Here is a 25299-nt window from a genome sequence, read left to right as displayed (position 1 = left end):
CTCAAAAGCGCAGCGTCTCTTGTCCTCTTTGTGAATAAATTTTAATTGCGCGGGGTAAACCCGCATCTACGCATTGGTAGCAGCGAGTTTACCTCGCGACTGTTTTTACATTTATACAGACACACTATTTCACCACCGAACCCACCGAGGCGCTTTGCTACACCGAGAAGGCAAAAGTAAAGTTAATCACTATTACCTATTGGTTTTTCCTCTGTGAGCTCGATGATCTCTGTGGTGAATAAATCACTAAAAAACTTTTGCACAATGATAAGAACAAATGCCGCGGGCTTCGAGCGACGAGCTTCGAATATGCCCTAGCATCTAGTCACTTCCTAAAACCTAGAACCTCACTCTCTAGAACCTAATCAAACTTATAGCTTCAGCCTTCTCTTTCACTTTCAAACCATGTAAAATTTGTGCAATTTCCTAATTATAATGAGCTTTTATAATGTCTATCCCACACAGCCTTTTAAGCCAATTGGTTAAACTTGCCCTTGATGAAGATTTAAATTACCAAACAGCCGAACAAGGCGACATCACCGCGCAATTAATTCCAGCGGCGCAGCACGCTAATGCCAAAGTGATCACTCGTGAAGATTGCGTGTTTTGCGGTAAAGACATTATCTTAGAAGTATTCAAACAAGTTGATCCGAGTGTAGCAGTTAATGTATTGGTAAATGATGGTGATACAGTTAAAGCTAACGATACCTTATTTACAGCAATAGGTTCTGCCCGCGCTATTTTAACAGCTGAACGTACCGCACTTAATTTTGTTCAAACCTTGTCAGGTACAGCAACCACTACAGCGCATTATGTTAAAGAACTCAGTGGCACCCACACCCAACTACTCGATACCCGTAAAACCATTCCGGGCCTACGTGCATTACAAAAGTACGCGGTCAAATGTGGCGGTGGCGCAAATCATCGCATTGGCTTATTTGATGCGTTTTTAATTAAAGAAAACCACATTGCCGCCTGTGGTGGCATCGATAAAGCCGTAGCGCAAGCAAAACTTAATCATCCAACTAAACCAGTAGAAGTAGAAGTCGAATCACTTATTGAGCTAGATCAAGCCATTACAGCCGGTGCTGATATTATAATGCTGGATAACTTTAGCGTTAAGCAAATTCAACAAGCAGTAGTACTGACCGATAAGCGCGCTAAATTAGAAGTTTCGGGTAATATGACCCTAGAAACACTGCGCACCTACTCACAGGCTGGGATTGATTTTATATCCAGCGGTGCACTTACAAAAAATTTACAGTCAATCGATTTGTCAATGCGCTTTGAGTAATAATCAAACTAAATAACAAATATTATGTTTCCCTAATGCGTTGACAAACTGATTAAAAAAGCATTAAATACGCCGAAAGGCTTACACTGTAACAAATTGTTAATTTTAGTGCTTCATATAATACAAAACAGTGCTAATGTAAGCCTCAAGGGTGAATTAAATAACTTTCAACCAATTCTAAAGAACTACTTACGGGTATTGTTTTACACCGCACGGCTACTTTGATGAAAGCTGTGAGTTAAATAAACAACATTAATACCAAGTAGTGGGTGAAGAAAGTTTTTAAAATTCGATGAAATGCAGTTAAAGCCGCTTTCAATCAGCTGTTTTAGTGCTAAAGTAGATCTAACAGAGTAATTTTAATAGTTGCTAAAACCTATCCAGCATTATTTAGCTAGGCACTGGGTTAGGTATTAGTAATTTAACGATTTTAAAAAAACCGTAAGATAAAGCAGTTACAATAGCTAACGTGATTACACACTTTACTAACATAATTTATTTAGCTTACAAAAAACACTATCCTTTAGGAGAGGAACATGGAAAAAATGACACAACAAAGTCAAAAGGGTTTTACCCTAATTGAATTAATGATTGTAGTAGCAATCATCGGTATTTTAGCAGCGGTAGCCTTGCCTGCTTATCAAGATTATACGACTCGTGCAAAAATGAGTGAAGTTGTTACATTTGCTGGTTCAGCTAAAACAGCAGTTAGTGAATGTATAATTACTACAGGTGATATTACTGCCTGTAATAGCAATGCAAAAGTAGGTTTAGATACTACAGGTATTTCATCTACTTATGTTGCCTCCGTTGAAGTAAGTGGTTCTGGTGTAATCACAACTACTGTTAAAGGAACTAATGTTGGTGCTTTAGATGGCTCTACTTTAGTTTTTACTCCAAATGCAGCAAACGGTGGAGTTACATGGAAATGCGAAATTGACGATAGTGCATTAAATAAATATGTGCCGCAAAACTGTCGCAAAAGCTAATTGACAATTAGTAAAAGAAGCTCTTTCTATGAAAGAGCTTGCATTATGGATACTAGAAAATATTTACTTCACTCAAACATTCCTTCCTTATTCTTATTTTTTTGTCTAATTCCATTTATTGATGAGTATTTTTTGGGTTTATTTAATGAAAAAAGATTTTTCCAATCTATACTCCTTATTTTATGTGCCTTACTTTATTTTCATTCATTCAAATTAGAAAAAAAATCGAAGCTGATTTTAGTTTCAGTTCTATTCATTGGTTTAATAAGCACACTTTTAAGCGAAAACTTATTATATTCAAGCTTGAGCTATCTTCACGCTACAATGCTAATAAGCCTTGTTTTTTTAGGTTATAAAATAAAAGATAATAACTCTATTTTATTTTATACGATATTTTTCTCTAACGTATTTTTAGTATCTTATTCATTACTTAATTATTCTTTTTTTATTCTATCAAGTGAGGCGCCATTTCCTGATGGCGTTTTATATGGTTTCTATAACATTCGATTTTTTAATCAATTTCAAGTCCTAAGCATACCCTTTGTCATCTATTTTCTTTCACACTCTAAGTTACATAGAGTTGCCAAAGTCACTCTGACTTTTAATTTCTTTTTGCTACTTTTCAGTAGCGCGCGAGGGGCTTCAATAGCAATTTTGATAACAACTTTAATTTATTGCTATTTCATAAATAAAAGCATGGTAAAAGAGATACTCTTTTATGTATTAGCTGCTATTTTATTATTTTTACTTCATTATTTTTATCTTAGTTTTTACCACTCAGCCGAATATATAATAAGAACTGGTAGTTCAAAAAGATACGAGTTATGGCTAGAAGTTATCAACAATATAAGCTTTAAAACACTACTTATCGGTAATGGCCCTGGTGGGTATAAATCTGAGACTTTCGATTTTGGCCACCCCCATAATAGCATCCTTCAAATATTGAATAACTGGGGGGTAATTGTTTTATCTATTACTGTTTGGTTTATATATAAATTAATCACTCACTCACTAGCATTCATTAAGAAAAACAAAGGTAACAATGAGTTTTTAACCTGTTTTACTTCATTCGTAAGCTTACTAATTTACTCACTAGTCAGCGGCGTGATAGTCATGCCAATTCCGCAGACTTTTTTATTTGTTTTAGTTGGGATTTTACTTGGGTATTTAGGTTATAATCTATTTGAAAGAAAAAATAACACACATAAAAAAATAGCACTAATTATTACATTCACAATATCTTTACTTTACGCGGCATTAGTTATACTTAGCTACAGCTGTTTAGACCCTAAACCATACGGCCCTAGCTTTTGGTCTAACGGACAATTATCTTTTGAAAATTGTAAACTTACTTACTTCGAGGATTAATAATGGCAAAGCAACCGGACAAAAAAGGATTTGATACTTTTGAATGGGTAGGCGTGAGTGCTCGCGGGAAGCGCCTTGAAGGCGAAATGACAGGCGCAAGTATAGCTTTAGTCAAGGCCCAATTACGTAAACAAGGTATCACACCCTCAAAAGTTAAACGAAAAGCCAAGCCTTTGTTCGGCGTGCGTATGCAGGCTATTACGCCAAAAGATATTGCTTTAGTTACGCGGCAAATTGCCACTATGTTAATGGCAGGTGTTCCCCTTATTCAATCAATCGAAATGATAGGCACCGGGTCAACAAACAAAAGCGTTACAAAGCTAATGGAAACCGTCGGCGATGAAGTAAAAGCAGGTGGTGCTTTATCTGATGCACTGCGTAAACACCCTCGCTATTTTGATGATTTGTATTGTGATTTAGTCGCCTCCGGTGAGCAATCTGGTGCACTGGATAAAATATTCGACCGCGTTGCCCTGTATAAAGAAAAGTCAGAAGCGCTGAAATCAAAAATTAAAAAAGCTATGTTCTACCCTATTGCTGTATTGGTAGTGGCGTTAATTGTAACCTCTATTTTACTTATATTCGTAGTGCCGCAATTTCAAGATATTTTTGCCGGCTTTGGTGCAGAACTCCCTGCGTTTACTTTAATGGTGATAGGTATTTCTGAGTTTATGCAAGAATATTGGTGGATGATGCTCATTGCCTTAGTAGGCTTTGGCTGGGCTTATAAGGAAGCGCTACTAAAAAGCAAAAAACTACGCGATGCCAACGACCGTGCTATTTTAAAATTACCCGTAATTGGTATGATTTTAAATAAAGCTGCGGTGGCGCGCTATGCCCGTACGCTTTCGACCACCTTTGCGGCGGGTGTACCTCTAGTTGATGCGCTGGACTCAGCTGCTGGGGCTTCAGGTAACGCGGTTTATCGTTATGCTATTTTAGATATAAAAGCTGAAGTAAGCTCGGGTAATCAAATGAACTGGGCGATGCGCAACTCAAAAATATTCCCCGATATGGTGATACAAATGGTCGCTATAGGTGAAGAGTCAGGCTCTTTGGATGGCATGCTGGCAAAGGTCGCCACTATTTATGAGCAAGAAGTTGATGATGCAGTAGATGGCCTATCGAGCTTGTTAGAGCCGCTTATTATGGCGGTACTCGGCGTGTTAGTTGGTGGTTTGATCATTGCTATGTACTTACCTATTTTCCAACTTGGGTCGGTTATATAAAAGCTGTAAGCTGTAAGCTGTAAGCTGTAAGCAAAAATGTTCCTAATTTATATTAAGCAATGAAACATCTTTTTTATTTAAGTGATTTATTCACCACAGAGATTAAGAAACGCTGCGCTTTAAAGAAGTAATTGTAAAAATAGGTGCTAGGAAGTGGCTAGGGTGTATTCGAAGCCCGTGGCGCATTTCTCATTTGCTCTCATTCTACTCTTTGTGCAGAAAGGTTTTTGACTGTGGGCATTACTTGTAGGCGAGTGGCTTGCCACCGCGAAAATAATCTCATTGTCGCGAGGTAAACTCGCTGCTACCAATGCGTAGGCGCGGGTTTACCCCGCGAATAGATTCAAGTTCTTTCAGTGATTAATTCACCACTGAGAACACAGAGAAGAAATAAGTGATTTTTTACTTTGGTTTCTCTGTATAGCGCGCAGCGTCTCCTGCCCTCGGTGGTAAAATAAGTTTGTTTGTGTAAATGTATAAACAGTCGCGAGATAAATTCGCTGCTACCAATACGTAGGCGCGGGGTTACCCCGCGCAATAGATTCAAGTTCTGTCAGTGATTAATTCACCACCGAGAACACAGAGAAAAAATAAGTGATTTTTTACTTTGGTTTCTCTGTGTAGCGCGCAGCGCCTTTGTGCCCTCTATGGTAAAATAGGTTTATCGGTGTAAATGTATAAACAGTCGCGAGGTAAACTCGCTGCTACCAATGCGTAGGTGCGGGTTTACCCCGCGCAATAGATTCAAGTTCTGTCAGTGATTAATTCACCACCGAGTTCACAGAGAAGAAATAAGTGATTTTTTACTTTGGTTTCTCTGTGTAGCGCGCAGCGCCTTTGTGCCCTCGGTGGTAAAATAGGTTTATCGGTGTAAATGTATAAACAGTCGCGAGGTAAACTCGCAGCTAACAATGCGTAGGCGCGGGTTTACCCTACGCAATAGATTCAAGTTCTGTCAGTGATTAATTCACCACCGAGAACACAGAGAAAAAATAAGTGATTTTTTACTTTGGTTTCTCTGTGTAGCGCGCAGCGTCTTTGTGCCCTCGGTGGTAAAATAAGTTTATCGGTGTAAATGTATAAACAGTCACGAGATAAACTCGCTGCTACATACACGTAAGTGCGGGCTTTTAGTAGTTTTTAGATTTTAGGTTTTAGCGAATGCAAAATTTCTTTCTCGATATAATCACTGTTATGCAAAACCAATTATGGTTTTATTTACTCACTGTTGGCTTAGTGAGCCTGTGTATTGGCAGTTTTTTGAATGTAGTTATTTACCGGTTGCCGATAATGATGCAACGTGAATGGCAAACAGAATGCCGTGTTTTACTGGCTGACGATTTAAAACCTACAAAAGCTGATAATACAGAAACTGAGTTTAATCTGATCAAGCCCAACTCGACCTGCCCAAAATGCAAAACGGCAATTAAGCCTTGGCAAAACATTCCTGTTATTAGCTGGTTATTGTTAAAAGGTCGCTGCGCCAGTTGCAGTAACCCAATTTCAGTACGTTACCCAATTGTTGAAATGCTTACTGCGGTTTTAAGCTTAATAGTGGCCTACACCTTTGGCGCGACTGAGCAGGCACTACTGTATATTTTAATTACTTGGGTGCTCGTCGCCCTGACCTTTATTGACATTGATCATATGCTACTGCCTGACCAACTCACCTTACCTTTAGTCTGGTTAGCATTAATTGCTGCGGTAATGGGCATCACTATCTCCCCAACAGATGCCATTATTGGTGCAGCATGTGGTTACTTAAGCCTCTGGAGCGTATTTTGGCTATTTAAACTGCTCACCGGTAAAGAAGGCATGGGCTATGGTGATTTTAAATTACTGGCGGTATTTGGCGCATTGCTTGGCTGGCAATCATTACTCACCATTGTTTTATTATCGAGTGTAGTGGGCGCTATTATTGGTATCGCGTTATTGAGTATTCAAGGCAAAGATAAAGCCACGCCAATTCCATTTGGGCCTTATTTAGCCATTGCAGGTTGGGTTACTTTGTTATGGGGCACACAAATCCAAGTATTTTATTTTAATTTGTTAGGTTATTAATATGAATGCATCCACTCATAAACCGATGAAAAATTGGGTGCTGGGCTTAACCGGCGGTATTGGTTGCGGAAAAAGCGCCGTTAGTGCCATGTTTGAAAAACTCGCTATTACCGTAGTTGATGCTGATATTATTGCACGCCACGTAGTCAAACCGCATAGCCCTGGTTTAGCTGCCATTAGTGAGCATTTTGGTGCCCAAGTGCTAAACCCCGACGGCAGTTTAAACCGGGCGCAATTACGTGAGATTATTTTTGCTGATACAGCGCAAAAAACTTGGCTTAATAATTTACTGCATCCACTGATCCGTGAAAAAACTCTTACTGATTTACACTCTGCAAACAGCGCATATGTGGTACTCGTCGCACCACTGTTATTTGAAAATGGTCTTGAGCAATATTGTGATCGCACTTTAGTGATTGACGTTCCTGTAGAAATACAACTCAAGCGTACTATCGCCCGCGATAACACCTCTGAGCAGCAAGCACGCAGTATTATCGCCGCACAAATGTCACGCGAGGATAAACGCCACCGAGCTGACGATGTGATTGATAACAACCGCCCATTGCATTTAGTTGAGCAGGATATAATGCAACTTCATCAAAACTACTTACAACTAACGGCTAAAGTTAACTCATAAAGATGATAACGGTTGTGATAAACAAAAACTTTTTAGCTTTTTGTTGTCAAATTACCTTAAATCGACAAGACTGATGTTATACCATTCTTTTTTCTGATAAATTGCTGGCTATGAAAGGATCTAACCAAGGTGCGCAATGAATATTAATTCACCATTACTTAGAAAGTTTATTACGCTTGGCCGTATTGACGCAGAAACAGTCAAACTCAAACAACGTGAGTATGGCTCAACTGCGGAGTTGATCGCAAAATGCAGCGGTATTGATGGTCATGAACTTGCCGAGCAATGCATCGACTTATTCCGAGTGCCTTATTTTGATATACGTGAGTTTGACGTCGAGCTGATCCCCAAAGAGCTTGTTAAAGAAAAACTGATCAAAGATCATCATATTCTGCCTTTAATTAAAAAAGGCCGTAAACTCTACATTGCCGCGTCGGATCCGACTGATTATGGTGCTTTTGAAAACTTTGAATTCAGTACAGGGCTTGCATGTGAGGTAGTCGTCGTTGATTATCGCCAGCTTGAAGCAAAAATAGAACAGCTGCTTGATGCATCGGGCAGCTTGCATCTTAGCGATGAAGAATTTAAAGAATTTAGTGATTTAGATACCGAAAGCCCTCGCGAAATACAAAACAACGGCGAAGACGAAAAAGACGATGCCCCAATTATCGTATACATCAATAAAATTTTGATGGATGCAATTAAAAAAGGCGCCTCGGATTTACACTTTGAACCTTACGAACATAAATACCGCGTGCGTTTTCGTATCGATGGCATTTTACATGAAATGGCCAGCCCGCCGAACAGCTTAGCTACGCGTTTATCAGCGCGGATAAAAGTAATGGCACGCTTAGATATTGCCGAAAAACGTAAACCACAAGATGGCCGTATCAAACTTAAAATCACCGAACGTAAAAGTATCGATTTCCGGGTAAGTACGCTGCCGACTTTGTGGGGCGAAAAAATAGTAATGCGTATCCTTGATTCATCCAGTGCCATGCTTGGCATTGATGTACTGGGTTACGAACCTGAGCAGAAAAAGCTCTATATGGATGCGCTGCAACAACCGCAAGGCATGATTTTAGTTACCGGCCCTACCGGCTCGGGTAAAACAGTATCGCTTTACACTGGTTTGAATATTCTTAACCAACCAGAGCGTAATATTAGCACTGCAGAAGATCCGGTTGAAATTAACCTTGAAGGTATCAACCAAGTACAAATTAACCCGCGCGCAGAGATGACCTTTGCTAATGCGCTAAAAGCGTTTTTACGTCAAGATCCTGATGTGGTGATGGTCGGTGAGATCCGAGATCTTGAAACCGCTGAAATTTCTATTAAAGCGGCGCAAACTGGTCACTTGGTATTATCGACCTTACATACTAACTCTGCACCTGAAACCCTAACCCGTTTACTTAATATGGGTGTACCTGCTTATAACGTTGCCAGCTCGATTAGCTTAATTATCGCACAGCGCTTAGCTCGACGTTTATGCCCTAAATGTAAAGCACCTGAAAGCTTGCCGGACGAAGAGTTACAACGCCAAGGTTTTAGCCCTGAACAAATAACTGAACTCACTTTATTTGCACCCAAAGGCTGCGATAGCTGCACTGATGGCTACAAAGGTCGTGTGGGTATTTATGAAGTAATGCAGATTACTCCAGAAATAGCGCAAATCATTATGCGTGGCGGTAATTCACTAGAAATTGCTGAAGTATCGTTAAAGTCAGGCTTTAATAACTTGCGTTTATCAGGCCTCAGAAAAGCTGCCGCCGGTATGACTTCATTAGCCGAGATAAACCGAGTAACTAGTTTTTAAGATCCTAAAACCTAGCTTTCTAGGTTTTAGAGTTATAAATCGTAAACAATATGTATGAGAAGATGTTATGCCAACAGTTGTAAGCTGCCCAACGTGTAAAACCCAAGTCGAATGGTCAGAAAAAAGTCCGCACCGCCCTTTTTGTTCAAAACGCTGTCAGTTAATTGATTTAGGCGAATGGTCGTTTGAAAACAATAAAATCTCTGCACCAATAACCTCTGCAGATGATTTAAGCCAAGATATGATTGAAGATATTGAAGCTATGCTTGCTAAAAACGACGATGATTTTTTCAAGTAAGCCTGAAGTAATTGAAAAATAGGGGCTAGGTTTTAGGTAGTAGCTAGGTTCTAGTATTCGAAGCTCGCAGCCCGTGGCGAGGTAAACTCGCTGCTACCAATACGTAGGCGCGGGTTTACCCCGCGCAAACTCCAATTAACTACTTTGCTGTTAACCAAGCTTCCAAACCAAAAACACCAACGCAAAGCCAACTAAATAAATCAGTCCTAACCAGCTCAAGCTTTGTATTACTTTGGAATGCTGAATACTTGGCACTGAGCGAACTAAGCTGAAGTTCAGCCATGCAAAAATCGGCGTGGTCAAAAATGCTAGCGTCATAGCAAAAGTAAGCATAGGGCCAAGGGCTGATTTAAAGAATAAGATCACCGCCATCCCCGCCAAAGACTGTACTATCAACCAGATATTTAAGCTGTGCTTACTTTGTTTAAAACCTAATAACTTGTGTGATTCGTTTAATGTGCGGGCGTAGCCATCAAGCACGGTTAAAGTTGTGCCAAACATACACAAAAACGCGATAATTGAAACTAATGGTCGTGCCCATTCACCTATGGTAAGGGCATACATATCAATAAGCTGTTTAGCAAATGCCACGCCGCCGAGCTCTATATTCGCGCTTTGCCCGTATTGCACTAGCACACCAAGTGAAAAGAATACTAATGCCAGCCCTGCGGTTAACCAATAACCTAAATTAAAATCAAATAACCCCTGCGCTCTAGTTACCGTTTGTTGGCTTTGTTTTTCTTTAAGCCACAATGAGCTTAATGCTGAGATTTCAATCGGTGCAGGCATCCAGCCCATCAATGCCACCATAAAACCCAGCATAGCAAGTTCATAGGGAGATGGGCCAATGTAATCAGCAGGTGCCATTGGGCCGTTACTAAATGCAATAGCTAGGGCAATGACTGTTGCTAGTGTAAGTAGCCCCATAATAGCCTTTGCGACGTTATCGAGTGCTTTAAAGTGCCCGAGTAATAAAATGACTAAGCAAACGGCGAGGATCAACCAACACAGTAAAGTCACTGAAATAGCAATAGGTAAAGCGTAGTGTAATAAACTGGCCGTTAATAGCAGCACACCAGCAGTATTGACCACCGCAGCAATAATATTTAAGCCAATAAAACTATAAAAAAACCATGGGCCTTTACTTTGATAGCCTTCAACTAAGCTTTTTTTTGTGGCTAGCGTGTACTCGATACCAAAGCGGAAAAATGGATACTTAAGCACGTTAACAACGAGGATTAACCAAAATAGCTGCCAGCCAAAAATAGCCCCTGCTTGCGTTGATGCCACTAAATGTGAGCCACCAATTGCAGCGGTCGCCATTAAAATACCGGGACCTAGTGCGTTTAAACGAGTTTGCCAAATTGATACTGCTGACTGCATCTGTGTACTTATTACTTATGGTTAATAATAAGCAAGTTACAGCGTTTTAATTAAGAAATAAAGAGTAAAGCGGAGGTTTAGAGGACTAGTCCTTTAGATGTAAATCGCTAGATCCTAGTTGCCTAAGATCTAGCGTCTTTATTATTTAACGTAGGTCCATTTCTTGAATAATTTCATGAGCAATTTCAGGTGTAGTGCTCACCGGTTTTTCATGTAAATTGGCTTTAATTTGGCCTTTACGATGCTTTAGTGCTGCATCGAGTTTTTTAGCCGCGTTTGCAATAGCTGGATAAAGAACTTCGTTCTCACCTTTAACGGATAAACGCGCGCCTTCGTATATGGTACTGATTTCTGCTTGGAGCTTATGATGCTCTTTTGAAAGAATGATATCTAGTGCGATCAGAGATGGAAAATGACTCGCAATTTTTGAAAATTTTTCGTTGATGTGCTCTCTAATAGAGTCAGTAACGTCAACATGGTGACCAGAAAGATTAATTTTCATAGGGTATCCTTTTTTATGTTACCTCATAACTAGTATTGGGGGCTATTTAGATTAACACAAGGCAGAAAAGCATAAATATGAAATTTATTTGTTATTACAGCTGATGTAGATCAATTTAGTCACATTAAATATGCAAAAGCCCGCGCATGGCGGGCTTTCAGCGTGTCACTTGATTTGTATATTAAGTATACGAACAACAGTAATCAGCAAAGTCAGTCACTTTTACTTGAAAGGTAACGTTAGCATCAACGTTAAAAGACTCCCCTGCTGACATCGTTTGCCATTTCGTCTCACCAGGGAGTAATACATCCCACTGGCCGCCGTTTAATTCCATCAATTCTTTTTTGCTCGTAGCAAATTCAAACTCACCCGGTTGCATAAAACCTAACGTTTTAGTGCTGCCATCAGCAAAAACCACGGTACGACTTGATACTTTACCGTCAAAATATACGTTCGCTGCTTTAACAACACTTACATTATCAAACTGAGACATCCTCACTCCTGCTCTTTGATTTATAATTTAACTGCGACCACATTGCCTTAAGGACACATAGCATGCAAGTGTAGTGATGTGAAAAATACTCATGGGCTTCGGGCTTCGGGCTTCGGGCTAACAGTGTAGGTCGTGCTTTAGCGCGTCAAGTCGCTTACGCTTAACTATTCTAAAACTGACAGCTGAAAGCTTATGACTGACGGCTGACGGCTCAAATTCCCTTCGTTGGGTTTCGCTGCGCTCTACCCAACCTACCGGCCAAACACAAAAAGCCCGCGCTGTGTAACCACAGTGCGGGCTTTTAAATTTCAATCGTAAAGATTAAAACAATTCGTTAGCTTTGTTTACGATGTTTTCTACCGTGAAGCCAAAGTGCTCAAACAGCTCATTTGCAGGGGCTGACTCACCAAAGGTGGTCATACCTACTACTGCGCCGTTTAGGCCTACGTATTTATACCAGTAGTCTGCAATGCCTGCCTCTACTGCTACGCGGCGTGAAACTGCAGCTGGTAATACGCTTTCTTTGTATGCAGCATCTTGCGCATCAAATGCATCTGTTGATGGCATTGATACAACGCGTACTTTTTTACCTTGCTTACGTAGTTCTGCCGCTGAATCTTGTGCTAATTGCACCTCAGAGCCAGTTGCGATTAAGATAAGCTCAGGCTCGCCATCACAGCTCAGTACATAACCACCTTTTTTAACGTCGCTTAATTGCTGCGCTGAGCGAGTTTGCTGCTCAAGGCCTTGGCGAGTAAAGATAAGTGATGTTGGACCATCTTGGCGCTCAATCGCTTGTTGCCATGCAATCGCAGACTCAACTTGGTCACACGGGCGCCAGTTAACTAGGTTTGGCGTTAAACGCATGCTAGCAATTTGCTCTACTGGTTGGTGAGTTGGACCATCTTCACCTAAACCGATTGAATCGTGGGTGTATACAAAAATGCTTGGCACTTTCATAAGTGCAGCCATGCGTACTGCATTACGTGCATATTCCATAAACATTAGGAAAGTTGCGCCGTAAGGAATAAAACCTTTATGCAGTGCAATACCATTCATAATCGCCGACATACCAAACTCACGAACACCGTAATAGATGTAGTTACCGCTGGCATCATCGCGTGTTAAGCCTTTAGAGCCTTTCCAAATAGTCAGGTTAGAACCCGCTAAATCAGCTGAGCCGCCCATAAATTCAGGCAGTAATGGGCCAAATGCATTCAGTGCGTCTTGCGATGCCTTACGTGATGCTGGGTTTGCTGGATTTGCGTCTAGTTGCTCAATATATGCTTGTGATTTTTCAGCCCAATCTGCTGGCAACTCACTACTAGTACGGCGTTTAAATTCAGCGGCTAGTTCTGGGTGTGCAGCGGCGTACGCGGCAAATTTTTCATCCCAGTTAGCTTCAAGTTGTTTACCCTTTTCTTTGCCATCCCATTGTGCATAAATATCAGCTGGGATTTCAAATGCTTCACCAGTCCAACCAAGGAACTCGCGTGCTGCTTTGATTTCGTCTTCACCTAGTGGTGCGCCGTGACAATCATGGCTACCTGATTTATTTGGTGAACCATAACCGATAACTGTTTTACAACAAATTAGTGTTGGCTTGTCGGTGATGCTGCGTGCTTCTTCGATGGCTGCGCGGATAGCGTCTGAGTCATGGCCATCAACGTCACTTACTACATGCCAACCGTAGGCTTTAAAGCGTGCAGGTGTATCATCGCTAAACCAACCTTCAACTTCACCATCAATTGAAATACCGTTGTCATCCCAAAACGCAACAAGCTTACCTAGGCCTAATGTGCCGGCAAGTGAACATGCTTCATGAGAAATACCTTCCATTAAGCAACCATCGCCTAAGAAAGTATATGTGTGGTGATCAACAATATCGTGACCTTCGCGGTTAAATTGCGCGGCTAATGCTTTTTCAGCAATTGCCATACCTACCGCGTTAGTGATCCCTTGACCAAGTGGGCCCGTAGTAGTCTCAATACCTGGCGCATACCCATATTCTGGGTGTCCTGGTGTTTTTGAATGCATTTGACGGAAGTTTTTAATTTCCTCAATTGGTAAATCATAACCACTTAAATGCAATAGAGAATAAATAAGCATTGAACCGTGGCCATTGGAAAGTATAAATCGATCTCTATCTACCCACTCTGGATTTGTTGGGTTGTGGTTTAGATAATCGCGCCATAGTACTTCTGCGATATCAGCCATGCCCATAGGGGCTCCAGGGTGGCCTGATTTGGCCTTTTGTACTGCGTCCATTGATAAGACGCGAATAGCATTTGCAAGTTCTTTGCGAGACGGCATGGATTCTCCTACCTTTACTGTATTTGCGCTGGTTATTGTGTGTATTCATTTGAAGATCCATTCTTACTTATTGTAGGGGCTGTATGCAATTAAAAACCTGATTAAATTGGGCATTATGAATTTTTTTTAAGAACAAAAAGTTATTAGTAATTTTATTTAGACGTCTAGGCGTAAAAAAACTATGCAACTATCGTTGTTTTAGATAAAATACGCCCCTAAATTTTTTAGCGCTCTTACCGACGTTTGTGAAGCGCAATATTTGTGAGCAAAGACAATGGCAAAACATTTATTTACTTCTGAATCTGTTTCTGAAGGTCATCCGGATAAAATCGCGGACCAAATCTCTGACGCGGTACTAGATGCCATCTTAGAACAAGATTCTCATGCCCGTGTTGCGTGTGAAACTTACGTAAAGACTGGTATGGTTATGGTTGGTGGTGAAATCACTACTAGCGCATGGGTTGATATCGAAGAAATCACACGTAAAACTGTACGTGAAATTGGCTACACTCATTCTGATATGGGTTTTGATGCCGACTCGTGTGCAATTTTAAACACGATTGGTAAGCAGTCTCCTGACATCAACCAAGGTGTTGACCGTACTAGCCCAGAAGAACAAGGCGCTGGCGACCAAGGCCTAATGTTTGGTTACGCATGTAACGAAACTGAAGTATTAATGCCTGCACCAATCACTTACTCACACCGTTTAGTACAGCGTCAAGCGCAAGTACGTAAAAGCGGCGAGCTTAACTGGTTACGTCCTGATGCAAAATCACAAGTTACTTTTGCATATGAAAACGGCAAGCCAGTAGGTATTGACGCTGTGGTACTTTCTACTCAACACAGTGAAGACATTTCACAAAAAGATTTAGTAGAAGCTGTGATGGAAACAATTATCAAGCCGGTACTGCCTGCTGAGCTTATCACTAGTGCAACTAAGTTTTTCATTAACCCGACTGGCCGTTTTGTAATCGGTGGCCCAATGGGTGACTGTGGTCTTACTGGTCGTAAAATTATCGTTGATACCTATGGCGGCATGGCTCGTCACGGTGGCGGTGCATTCTCAGGTAAAGATCCATCAAAAGTTGACCGTTCAGCTGCGTACGCTGCACGTTACGTTGCTAAAAACATCGTTGCTGCGGGCCTTGCTGACAAATGTGAGCTACAAGTTTCTTACGCAATCGGTGTTGCAGAGCCAACGTCAATCAGTGTTGAAACATTTGGTACCAGCAAGCTTGAAGAATCACGTTTAATTGAATTGATTCGTGAACACTTTGACTTACGTCCATATGGCTTAATTAAAATGCTTGATCTTGAGCGCCCTATTTATCTACCAACTGCAGCTTACGGGCATTTTGGTCGTGATGAATTCCCTTGGGAACGCACAGATAAAGCAGACGCACTTCGCGCAGCAGCTGGTCTTTAATATTAGCCATTGTGTGAATACAAAAAAGCGCCAATTGGCGCTTTTTTTTATGCCTGCTGATTATATTGTTGTAAATGCCTAGGTTATTGTCGCGAGGTAAACTCGCTGCTACCAGACATAGGCGCGGGTTTACCCCGCACAATTAAAACTAGGTTCTAGGAAGTGGCTAGGAGTTAGGGCGTGTTCGAAGCCAGTGGTATTTCCCCCCTTATTCACTACTCTTGGTGCAAACCTATTTTTTTTATAATTTCACCACAGAGTTCACCGAGCTCATAGAGGAAAAACCTGTAAGTAATTAACTTTACTTTTGTCTTCTCGGTGTAGCGCACAGCGCCTCCTACCCTCGGAGGTAAATAGGCTTGTCGCCATAAATGGCGACCTACAGGAGCGCGGTGGATATTACTTGTAGGCGAGTGGCTTGCCACCGCGAAGGATAAGTGTTTGTCGCGAGATAAACTCGTTGCTCAAAGCCTGTAACGTTTTGCCTAACTTCCTAACCTATCAATGTAATTATCTTTTCATACCCAGCCACAGCCCATACAATAAATAACACTATCAGTGCTAATGTCACAGCCGCTGAAGCAATATCTTTCGCTCGCCCTGATAACACATGATATTCAACACCGACTCGATCTGTTAATGCTTCAATTGCTGAATTTAGCAACTCAACAATCAACAATAACAAAAAGCTGATTATAAGTATCACCCAGTGCTGTAATGATTGCGCTAGCCAAAATGATAATGGCAATAATACAAGCCCTAGCGCAAGCTCATTACGAAAGGCCGACTCTTCCTTAAATGCGGCTTTAAAACCTTTAATTGAGCATTTAGTTGCTTTTAAAATACGCCCAATTCCTATGCCGTTGGGTTTGTTTACTAAGTTAATTTCTGGTTTAGTCATTTTATGATCTTTAGCGTGTAAGTGTTGCTTATCGGGTGATGGGTAAAACCATTACCTTAATCCATGCCTTGAGTTAATAACTGCCAAGCTGTCGCCATATACTGGGTATATGCTTGCTCTGTCTGTGCATCAATTTCAACAAATTGCGATGGTGTTGCCGGTAAAAGCTGAGTTTTATCCCGCTCATTAACCCTATAATACTCATAAAGCGCCGATAAATCACCACGCCAGAGCTGTTCATTGTGACGTATTGTTTGAAAACCAAATACCCTCCTATCTGGCGCTGCATTAAATAATGATTGTCCCATGCTATAAAACTGAGTATTTGCTGGCGCAATTAAATCTAATAATGTTGGAGCGATATCCATATGGCTTGCCACTTGTTGCGCAGGCACTAAATCTGCACTAACACCTTTGCCATAAATCACTATCGGCACATGAGTTAACTCATATAAATTTGGGCGCTGATGAAAGTTACGGCGACTATAATGATCCCCGGTAATGACAAATAATGCATCTGGATAACGTTGCTCCATCTTAGCCACAAACTCACCCAGCATTTTATCTGCATACCATAAGTGCCCTAATACATAAGGATCTAATAACTCCCCAGCTAATTTATTTATCTCAGCTGGATAATCTGCAACCGACTTATAAGGGTAGTTATATTTATCTAAATCGAGATTAAACGGGCCATGATAACTACCTGAGAGGATCACATTAAAACTTTTTTTCGTTGTTTTTTCTGCTACCAAATCAAATAGCTGACCATCATCAATGCCCCAGACACCGGCGCTACCTTTACCACCAGCATCGGTAGCTGAATAGACCTTATCAACACCTTGGGATAGAACGTACTCACCGACATTTTGCCACGATAATAAACCACCATAAAAAAACTGGCTGGTGTACCCTAACTGCTCGAATTGATTAAATAACGATAGCTTGCTACTTGGGTTTTGTGGCCCAATCAAACTCATATTAACCCCTGCATAAGGGATCCCAGATACAATACTGGATAGCGAATTCATGGTACTGCTAGCTGCAGGTAAAACGTTATCTAGGTAAATACCTTTACTAGCTAGGTTTTTTAACTGATTAGTTAAATTAAGTGCAGCATACTTTTGTTGTAACGGCCAAGAATCATAACTTTCCATAACAATTACAAATACCTGTGACGGTGCAGCTAACAAAGGCGCTGTCGTATGTTTACTCAGCGCATTTAAAGGTAAGGCATCAAGCCCTGAGTTATGGCTTAAATATGGATTTTCACCGTTTACGCCATGGCTTTGTAGATCGTTGTAATCTTTAATGGCATAAAAAAAGCTGCGAAATGGATTGATCACCAAATTATTAATAAATGGGTCCGGCGTTACCGCAGACCACTTTCGTGATGCCGGACGAGACTCAAAAGAACCACGAATAGCACAGATAAATAACACCACAATGATGCTAATTAACAACGTACGCTTCCATTTACAGTCAGTAAAAATGCGCTGTAAAAAGCTATTCGACTGCTTATCAACGCGCTCGCATAACTTAAATGCAACCACCAACAGTGCTAATAACCCCAGAAAACTACCCCATGGCCGATATTGTTCAATCACGGTTAAAGCAATTGCTTGCTGATCATCGTGCAACCCTTCAAACATAAAGTAATTGAATTGGCTACCGTACTCTGCAATATACGTAATACTGGTTATACAGAGTAAAATAGCGACTACAAAAAAAAGCTTACCCGTAAAGTTACGCACCATTCTTACCCAATGACCTAAGCGCATCGGCTGTAAAATACAATTTAATAAAAAAGGAATGCTAAAACACACACCACTGGCAGCTGAGTCAAAAGCAAACCCTGTTTCTAAGGTGTTTAAAATAACGTTAAGATCAATTGGTGTGGTGATCCGGTCATGAAAGTAGACTAAAAAGAAAACCCGAAAGCTCATAAACAATAGAACACCCGCTAGCCATAATGTAGCGATGCGCCAACTTTCGTTAACAAATGAAAACCAACGGCTTGATCCTGCAACTGATGATGCAAACACTTTACGGTCCTTAAAGTAGTATGTTCCCAGCGCGGGAGTATTACCGATTTAAGTTACAGCAACAATATTTTTTTTGTAATTATTTGTAATAAAAGTTCAATTAAACAAAGTAGTAACAAGGAGTTGACTAGCTATCCAGATTATACCAATTGTTAGAATTAACACGCTATTGTTTATTGATGTGACTACAATTACCAACTTGGCTTACTTGCTGATTGGTTTGATAGGTTTTATTGATTAGGCGTAATTTAAGAGCAAGCAAGGTATGCATTGCACTTTCTAATCCCACTTTATTGCTTAGCCAATGCGGAATTGCACCACCAGGATTAGCGTATATTTCATATGTTATAGTTAACAATGATTGCCCTTCACTGCTATGTTGAGTTAATAACCAATGTGCTTTTAGATCAGTGATACGGATCACAGCTTGGCGCTTTGCAAGCTCCCCTGTTTTTGCTGTAATCGTTAACTTAGTCTGGGTGCCGTTCAGTTGTTGGTAGCATGAGTAACTAACCATATCGCGATCAGTGAGTGGCCACGGCGACTCAAACTCGGTATGTACAATAGTTTCTGAGGGACTTAATCGCTCCAACACTTTCACATGGGTAACATTATCAATCCATAACGGCGCGCTGTTAGTATCACTTAGCAATGTCATAAAGTCATTGGCCGTGACACCTTCAATAGTGATCTCAGCCTGCACTTCAAAAATACCATTATCATGTTTTTTGTAGTACACACTTGCACCATCATGCTGTTTCCAGAGTTGCCAATGCTGAACATCACTGAGCGCATCGGCACTAAAGAGCAGCATTAGTAATAATACCCGCCGTACCATGTGTATTCCCTATGTACTGGCTTAAACGCGATTACTGCCAGTAAGGTGATATTTTATATGAAGCTAAGCGGCTTTGTTCCATTGCGTCGACCAAGAATTCAGACTTTCTTTCAAGCCAGCTTTGAATTTTTGCCAGCTCTTCATCATCTTGTCCTGCACATAACTGCTTTAGATACTCAAGCGTGCTGAGCTCGTACATGCCGTGTGAAATATCTAACCATGGAATACGAAACTCACTGCGTTCATCTTTTTCAAATAACGAACCTAAACAGTTACCACTGAGTAAGCTGTTTTCTAAACGCATACGTAAATCCAAGTAATCCTTAACAGTCAGTGTTTTTTGTTCTGGCAGTAACTGATGAAGGTCTTGCCAATCTTTTTCAAATAATCGATTAGCAATCTCAGCGACTGGTTTTTCAGCTGCTTGAAACTGTACTTGCCCCCAACTTTTACGCCATTGCTTATCCACCAGCCAGGTGGTTAAAGACAATAATAAGCGGTTATAGCGAGCGCTATGAAACAACCGATTAATATCATCAATACTTGGCTGTAGCTCTTTTAAGTCATTAATAACTTGCGTTAACTCAGGTGCACTGTTGATTTTTTTATAGTATGCGTGGCGCTTAGATGTGTAGGTTTTTAGTTGAATCGCGTTTTCAACCCATGCTAATTCACTTAATAGCCATTTTAGCTCGGTGCGTAATAGCTCGGTGGTGTTTTTATCAACAATATCGTCAAATAACCAAAACGTATGACGGATTAAACTAATACCATCGGTCACTCGTTTCAGAGTCTTTAAACTCGGTTTATCGAAATAACACTGTTCATGTTTTTGTACAAAACGAATACCAAAGCCAATTGCGGCTATAAGTGCTTGCTCTTGTGTTGCATATTTAGGTAACGATACAAAGCCAATTGATTTACTTGGCTTAAGTGGTTTTTCATCCGCAAGGCGATAACCACGAGCTGCTTTAGAATATAGCCCTAATCGAATATTACTTTGACTCACTAACTTATCTGCTAAAGCAAATAATTCATCGCGGCTGCCTTCAACCAGTTCAATTTCAAGCTCACAAATTGGCTCCATCAAACCCGATGCAGATACTTCACCTTTATCTAACACTACTTCAATTTTAGCGCCACTGTCGGTTTCAATAAGCCAAGTACGACGAATGAAGTTAGTACTAAAAATAGGATAAAGATTAGCGGCAATTGCACTTATTTGCATACCATGCGGCCAAATACTGGCATCAAATGCAGTTATATTTGGTCGGCTACTTTCCAGCGGTAAATTATATTCAGGTCGTTGATGCAACCCGCCCATAACTTCTCCAGCAAGCTTGATAGTTTGCTCACATTGATTATCAGCACAGCGGGTACGAAAACCGATATCGAGCGCTCTTAATTCACGGCTTGGCGTGTCAAAATAAGCATTTTGTAAACTACGCGAAGGTTTATTAGTAACCGTTTTTGCAAATTGAGTAATTAACGCGGGGATCAGTGGGATTACGGCGTCTGACACCAAAAACTTCAGTTCTATCTCAGTATCCATTAGGCTTGAGGATTACCTTTAAAATAAATAAGAGCTCAAAATAAACAAAGCTGCCCAACATTGCAAATTTTTTAGCTTATTTGAATCAGCAAACAGCAGCCATGATTACAATATCAGTCTTGCTATTAGCGCGCTAAATCCATACTATCTCAATACTTAACTATGAATAATACGATTGCTGTCCCACAGACGGTTACATTAACAGGGTAGATTGATGTTTAAACATTCTTTATTAGCTTTGCTATTCGCAGCGGCCGCATTTATGAGTCACGCAGAAGAAAGCAATTCAGCTAGCGATGCAAACACCGCTTATATAGTCGATAATCTTTATACATTTATGCACTCTGGCGCGAGTAAAAATTATCGCATTATTGGCTCTGTTGATGCTGGTACAAAGCTAACCCAGCTATCTGCTGAAGAAAATGGCTTTGTTAAAGTTATTGATGATAAAGAACGAGAAGGCTGGGTAGAAGCTAAATTTGTTTCTAAAACTCCAGGTATTCACCAACAATACCGCACACTCAGTGCTGAAATGGCATCAATGCAAGAGCAACTTCGTCAAGCACAGATTGAATTACCGCAGCTACAAGAGCAAAGCCAAACTTTAACTGACCAAAATAGTGCTCTATCAGAGCAGATTGCTAAATTAAAAAGTACCTTAGAAGCTGAACGCACTGAAAAACAACAAGCCGGTGCAAAAGAAAAACGTCAGCTACTAACTTATGGCGGAGCAATTGCCTTCATAGGTTTATTTTTAGGTATTATTTTGACTATCGTATTATCGCGCCGCAAACGTTACGACGGCTGGGCGTAAAACCTTATACCCCGTATAACAGTAATAACTTAGGTTTATCTAAATAAAAGCCGATGCATAATCGGCTTTTCATACTCAAAGAAACTCCCCCTATAATAATGTATATTTTTCAAACAACATAAAACTATGTTTTGTTCAATGTTTTCAGCATTATTCCCCATCTATATTAACCTATTTCATTTTTACCCGTTAAATATTTACTAGAATATTATTTCAGCTTTGTATAATGTAACAAAATACTTGTCCCTAAATGGTGCAGTGAGGGAACCTAATTTAGACGTATAAAAGGATTTAACGATGGCGCAACAACACACCGTCGCACAAGGCGAAACACTGCTACGCATAGCACGCCAATATGGTTATAAAACCTCAACAGCATTATATAACCATCCCAGTAATGCGGAGTTTAAAGCACTACGGCCCGATCCTAATTTAATTTTTCCGGGTGATATCATCAATATTCCACCTAAAAAAGAAAAGTTTATGCCGCTGCGCGCTAACAGTCTAAATACGTTTGTTGTACAAAACGAAAAAGAATATTTTCGCCTGCAAATAATTCATGAAGATGGTGATGACATTACCGGCAAACGTATTGTACTCAACATAGGTAGCCAAGCAATCGATACCGTTCTGCAAAGTGATGGGCTTATCGAAGTAGAACTTAATAATAACGACGCCCTTACTGGCAGCGTCGATTTATATTTAAAAGCAGGCGACACCACGCCAACTAAAAGCTTTGCGGTACAAGTAGGTAATCTAGATCCGATAGAAACACTTTCTGGTGTGCAAGGCCGGTGCAATATGTTGGGGTTTAATTGCGGCAAGGTTGATGGCGCTAATGGCACAAAAACCAAAGCGGGTGTGAGGGAATTTCAACAAGCGCAACAACTACAGGTAGACGGCATTGCAGGGCCGGTTACTAAAAGCCGTCTTGTTTATGTTTATGGAGCCTAAGTTATGAGCCAAGCAATGCCCATGGCAGTCAATAAAGTTAACACTCTGGTTATCAAAACAAATGTTGGTGCGTTACAAAAACATATAATAGTTAAAGTGATTGGTGATGTAGATATAAAAGCGCAGTTGTTTAGCCAAGGTAGTGCGGTTAACTTGGAGCAACAGGGCAATCAACAATACCACTTTAAAAACCTGTCACAACAAGCGCTTTACACCTTAAAAGTAATTATAGCGGGCGAAGCAGAATTAACCCTTATTAACGAACAAAGCTTTGCAGATTATTTCGATCCATTAAAGGTTCAGTCATTCAATATTGGTGAAAAAGGCGGGCCGCAATTACTCGAACATAAAATATTACCAAAAGGCCATATTGAAATAACCTTGCTCGCAGAGCCCCCTAGCTTTGGGGTGTTCTTTGATGGCACGGGAAATAACCGCCTTAACGACATACAAGATTCAACCGACGCGAATGAACCGACTAATGTGGTTAAGTTGTTTGAGTTATATCCCTTTCAAAAATATCAATCACGCTATTATGTTGAAGGTATTGGCACTAAAGCAAATGAAAGCGATTCAACCTTAGATATGGGTTTGGCGTTTAGTTTTGATGAGCGAATTAGAGAGACTCTAGTCACAACAGTTCAATTTTTCAAAGAATACTCAAAGATGAGCATTGGATTTCTGGACGTATTTGGTTTTAGCCGTGGCGCAGCGCAAGCGCGGGCATTTGTTAATCAAGTGAATGCGATTTATAAAAATAATCCACACTATTGGGGCGGTATTAAGCCCGTTATCCGCTTTGTTGGCTTATTTGACAGTGTTGCCTCTATTGGTGGTGATGGTGACAACAACCACAGTGAGTTTTATGCCAATAATGAACTTGATTACCCCGTTAACTTACATCTAGCAAGTAGTAGTGCGGGGTTTGTAATGCATTTGGCGGCATTTGATGAAAAGCGTGATAAATTTCCACTCAGCTCATTACGTACCCGTAATAAGCAGCTCCTTAAAAACCAGCAAGAGATTGAATTACCGGGTGTGCACTCAGATATTGGCGGCGGTTATGGCCCCGTAGAAACAACCATATTATACCCGTGGCAATATATTGCTGGGCAAGCCGGAGAGCCAGAGCACGATAAAGAATTAGCGCAGCTTAAAAAGTCACTTGAGCAAAAATATTATTGGCCAACAATTAATATTGAGTTTAAAGCAAGTAGGCCAAGGATGAACAGAAAGCCAAAGCGAATTCGTAATGAATCAGAGTATACGGTTTATACCGGCTATAAACCGTATTGGCGGCGCAATTTAAATAATACCTTACCCCATTATAGCCTAGCGCTAATGCATGAAACGGCGGTTAACCAAGGCGTGCCACTACAAAGCTTAACGGAACTTGCTAACCGCAAACAAGCTGACGGCCAAGCTATACCTTATATTTTACCTAACGAGCTTAAAGCACTGGTTGATAGCGCCCGTAGCTTTGGCCCACAAAGTGATGCCTGGCAGGCTTTATATAAAGATTACATCCACCACAGTGTTAAATATTCAGCAACGATTGATGCGATTGCTCATGGCCCTGAAGAAGACGCTGAATTCACCACTAAAAACCAACAACGTGAGCTTTTTTACAATCAGCCAGAACAAGCTGAAAAGAGTGAGCAATGGCAATTACAATTAATAAATGGATATAGATTATGGACAAAATCTTAAAGTTACTTCTTACTAGCTTGTTTGCTGTATTACTAGACGGCTGTGCAACAACAGGTGAAATCGACTATATGGTTGTATCGGGTTCAACAGATGAAGGCAATAATATATTTGTGACTTTAATTAAGTTTGATGACAAGTGGGATGTACCCGCAGGAACTATGTCTTGTTGTCGAGCCACAGCGGGAGCTATGGTTGGTGTTTACGATCAAAAATTCCCAGAAAAAGTAGCGGTTGAGTGGTTAGATAAGTCAGAGAACAGAATTTACTACGGTGAACTGGCAATAAATAAAAATGGTTATAAATTAGCTAAAAATTTACCTGCTTATGCATGGATAAGCACAGGAGAAGTAGAAGAAAATATCAGGCCTTATTTAATTGTTGGCATGGGGGATAGTGGCGAGATAAAAGTATGGCTATCAAATGCACGATCTGACAGAAATAGAACAGGCCGTGTATTACACGAGCTTGGCTCTGGGCAAGCACAGTGGCGTGAGAATAAATGACCAGTTTTAAACGCCTTTTTACAACCAGCCAGAACAAGATGAAAAGAGTGAGCAATGGCAATCACAATTAATAAATGGATATAGATTATGGACAAGCTCATAAAATCACTCATCACACTTGCTTTAACATTATTTGTAATAGGTTGCTCGTCAACAGGAACAATTGATTACAT

The 25299-nt window shown here is 40.5% G+C and carries 21 protein-coding genes; 13 read left to right on the top strand and 8 right to left on the bottom strand.

All coding sequences use genetic code 11. The annotated features are described in order from the left end of the window. Positions 1-448: 448 nt before the first annotated feature. The 8 genes from nadC to yacG all read left to right on the top strand — a co-directional run bounded on the left by nadC (position 449) and on the right by yacG (position 9692). A complete protein-coding gene (nadC, locus tag H5187_RS18800) occupies positions 449-1294 on the top strand; it encodes a carboxylating nicotinate-nucleotide diphosphorylase (RefSeq protein WP_182740911.1) in 846 nt (281 codons plus the stop codon). A 536-nt stretch (positions 1295-1830) separates the two neighbouring features. Next, positions 1831-2283 (top strand): pilin, encoded by a 453-nt coding sequence (locus H5187_RS18795; protein WP_169020157.1) that lies wholly within the window; start codon positions 1831-1833, stop codon positions 2281-2283. A gap of 45 nt (positions 2284-2328) precedes the next feature. Next, complete coding sequence (locus tag H5187_RS18790) at positions 2329-3651, top strand: O-antigen ligase (protein ID WP_169020158.1); 1323 nt, start codon at positions 2329-2331, stop codon at positions 3649-3651. Between the two features lie 2 nt (positions 3652-3653). After that, positions 3654-4880, top strand: coding sequence for a type II secretion system F family protein (locus H5187_RS18785; RefSeq protein ID WP_145235200.1), 1227 nt, complete (start codon positions 3654-3656; stop codon positions 4878-4880). Positions 4881-6041: 1161 nt separating this feature from the next. Next, a complete protein-coding gene (locus H5187_RS18780) occupies positions 6042-6941 on the top strand; it encodes an A24 family peptidase (RefSeq protein WP_310737088.1) in 900 nt (299 codons plus the stop codon). 1 nt (position 6942) lies between these two features. Beyond that, a complete protein-coding gene (coaE, locus tag H5187_RS18775; protein ID WP_182794620.1) occupies positions 6943-7578 on the top strand; it encodes a dephospho-CoA kinase in 636 nt (211 codons plus the stop codon). A gap of 136 nt (positions 7579-7714) precedes the next feature. Further along, positions 7715-9394, top strand: coding sequence for a type IV-A pilus assembly ATPase PilB (gene pilB, locus H5187_RS18770; protein WP_182768270.1), 1680 nt, complete (start codon positions 7715-7717; stop codon positions 9392-9394). 67 nt (positions 9395-9461) lie between these two features. Further along, on the top strand, positions 9462-9692 hold the full coding sequence (gene yacG / locus H5187_RS18765) for a DNA gyrase inhibitor YacG (protein WP_149981349.1): 231 nt from the start codon (positions 9462-9464) through the stop codon (positions 9690-9692). Between the two features lie 150 nt (positions 9693-9842). On the opposite strand, the gene H5187_RS18760 is transcribed toward yacG, so the two are convergent. The 4 genes from H5187_RS18760 to tkt form a co-directional block, all read right to left on the bottom strand. Next, positions 9843-11015 (bottom strand): NRAMP family divalent metal transporter, encoded by a 1173-nt coding sequence (locus tag H5187_RS18760; protein WP_182794635.1) that lies wholly within the window; start codon positions 11013-11015, stop codon positions 9843-9845. A 205-nt stretch (positions 11016-11220) separates the two neighbouring features. Further along, complete coding sequence (gene hpf / locus H5187_RS18755) at positions 11221-11577, bottom strand: ribosome hibernation-promoting factor, HPF/YfiA family (protein WP_145235189.1); 357 nt, start codon at positions 11575-11577, stop codon at positions 11221-11223. 181 nt (positions 11578-11758) lie between these two features. Further along, positions 11759-12070 carry a pyrimidine/purine nucleoside phosphorylase gene (locus tag H5187_RS18750; protein ID WP_182740889.1) on the bottom strand — a complete coding sequence of 104 codons (312 nt, stop codon included), beginning with the start codon at positions 12068-12070 and terminating at the stop codon, positions 11759-11761. A gap of 321 nt (positions 12071-12391) precedes the next feature. Continuing rightward, on the bottom strand, positions 12392-14383 hold the full coding sequence (gene tkt / locus H5187_RS18745) for a transketolase (protein ID WP_182762468.1): 1992 nt from the start codon (positions 14381-14383) through the stop codon (positions 12392-12394). A gap of 274 nt (positions 14384-14657) precedes the next feature. On the opposite strand from tkt, the gene metK reads away from it, so the two are divergent. After that, positions 14658-15809, top strand: a complete 1152-nt coding sequence (gene metK, locus H5187_RS18740; RefSeq protein ID WP_149981353.1) for a methionine adenosyltransferase — start codon at positions 14658-14660, stop codon at positions 15807-15809. A 493-nt stretch (positions 15810-16302) separates the two neighbouring features. Here the strand turns inward: metK and H5187_RS18735 are convergent, their stop codons facing one another. The 4 genes from H5187_RS18735 to H5187_RS18720 form a co-directional block, all read right to left on the bottom strand. Next, positions 16303-16710, bottom strand: coding sequence for a diacylglycerol kinase (locus tag H5187_RS18735; protein ID WP_182719523.1), 408 nt, complete (start codon positions 16708-16710; stop codon positions 16303-16305). 56 nt (positions 16711-16766) lie between these two features. Further along, a complete protein-coding gene (locus tag H5187_RS18730; protein ID WP_182798142.1) occupies positions 16767-18755 on the bottom strand; it encodes an LTA synthase family protein in 1989 nt (662 codons plus the stop codon). Between the two features lie 166 nt (positions 18756-18921). Then, the gene (locus H5187_RS18725) at positions 18922-19593 is read right to left on the bottom strand and encodes an START domain-containing protein (RefSeq protein ID WP_182719525.1); all 672 of its coding nucleotides are present in this window, start codon (positions 19591-19593) and stop codon (positions 18922-18924) included. A gap of 31 nt (positions 19594-19624) precedes the next feature. Further along, complete coding sequence (locus H5187_RS18720) at positions 19625-21145, bottom strand: CYTH and CHAD domain-containing protein (protein ID WP_182719526.1); 1521 nt, start codon at positions 21143-21145, stop codon at positions 19625-19627. A gap of 214 nt (positions 21146-21359) precedes the next feature. Between H5187_RS18720 and H5187_RS18715 the strand changes: the two genes are divergently transcribed. From H5187_RS18715 to H5187_RS18700, 4 genes are all read left to right on the top strand, one after another. After that, positions 21360-21959, top strand: a complete 600-nt coding sequence (locus H5187_RS18715) for a TIGR04211 family SH3 domain-containing protein (protein ID WP_149981356.1) — start codon at positions 21360-21362, stop codon at positions 21957-21959. Between the two features lie 297 nt (positions 21960-22256). Beyond that, positions 22257-22913 carry a peptidoglycan-binding protein gene (locus tag H5187_RS18710; RefSeq protein WP_182785271.1) on the top strand — a complete coding sequence of 219 codons (657 nt, stop codon included), beginning with the start codon at positions 22257-22259 and terminating at the stop codon, positions 22911-22913. 3 nt (positions 22914-22916) lie between these two features. Continuing rightward, entirely contained in the window at positions 22917-24623 is a 1707-nt protein-coding gene (locus H5187_RS18705) for a DUF2235 domain-containing protein (protein ID WP_182785270.1), read from the top strand. After that, a complete protein-coding gene (locus H5187_RS18700) occupies positions 24608-25126 on the top strand; it encodes a DUF2931 family protein (RefSeq protein WP_182768424.1) in 519 nt (172 codons plus the stop codon). The genes H5187_RS18705 and H5187_RS18700 overlap by 16 nt, the downstream gene beginning before the upstream one ends. The last annotated feature ends 173 nt before the right edge of the window (positions 25127-25299 follow it).

The sequence above is a fragment of the Pseudoalteromonas sp. SG44-1 genome, from assembly GCF_014164315.1.
GTDB lineage: Bacteria > Pseudomonadota > Gammaproteobacteria > Enterobacterales > Alteromonadaceae > Pseudoalteromonas > Pseudoalteromonas rhizosphaerae.
Note: the sequence above shows the minus strand (reverse complement) of the source record. Positions and strands in the feature narration are given on the sequence as shown.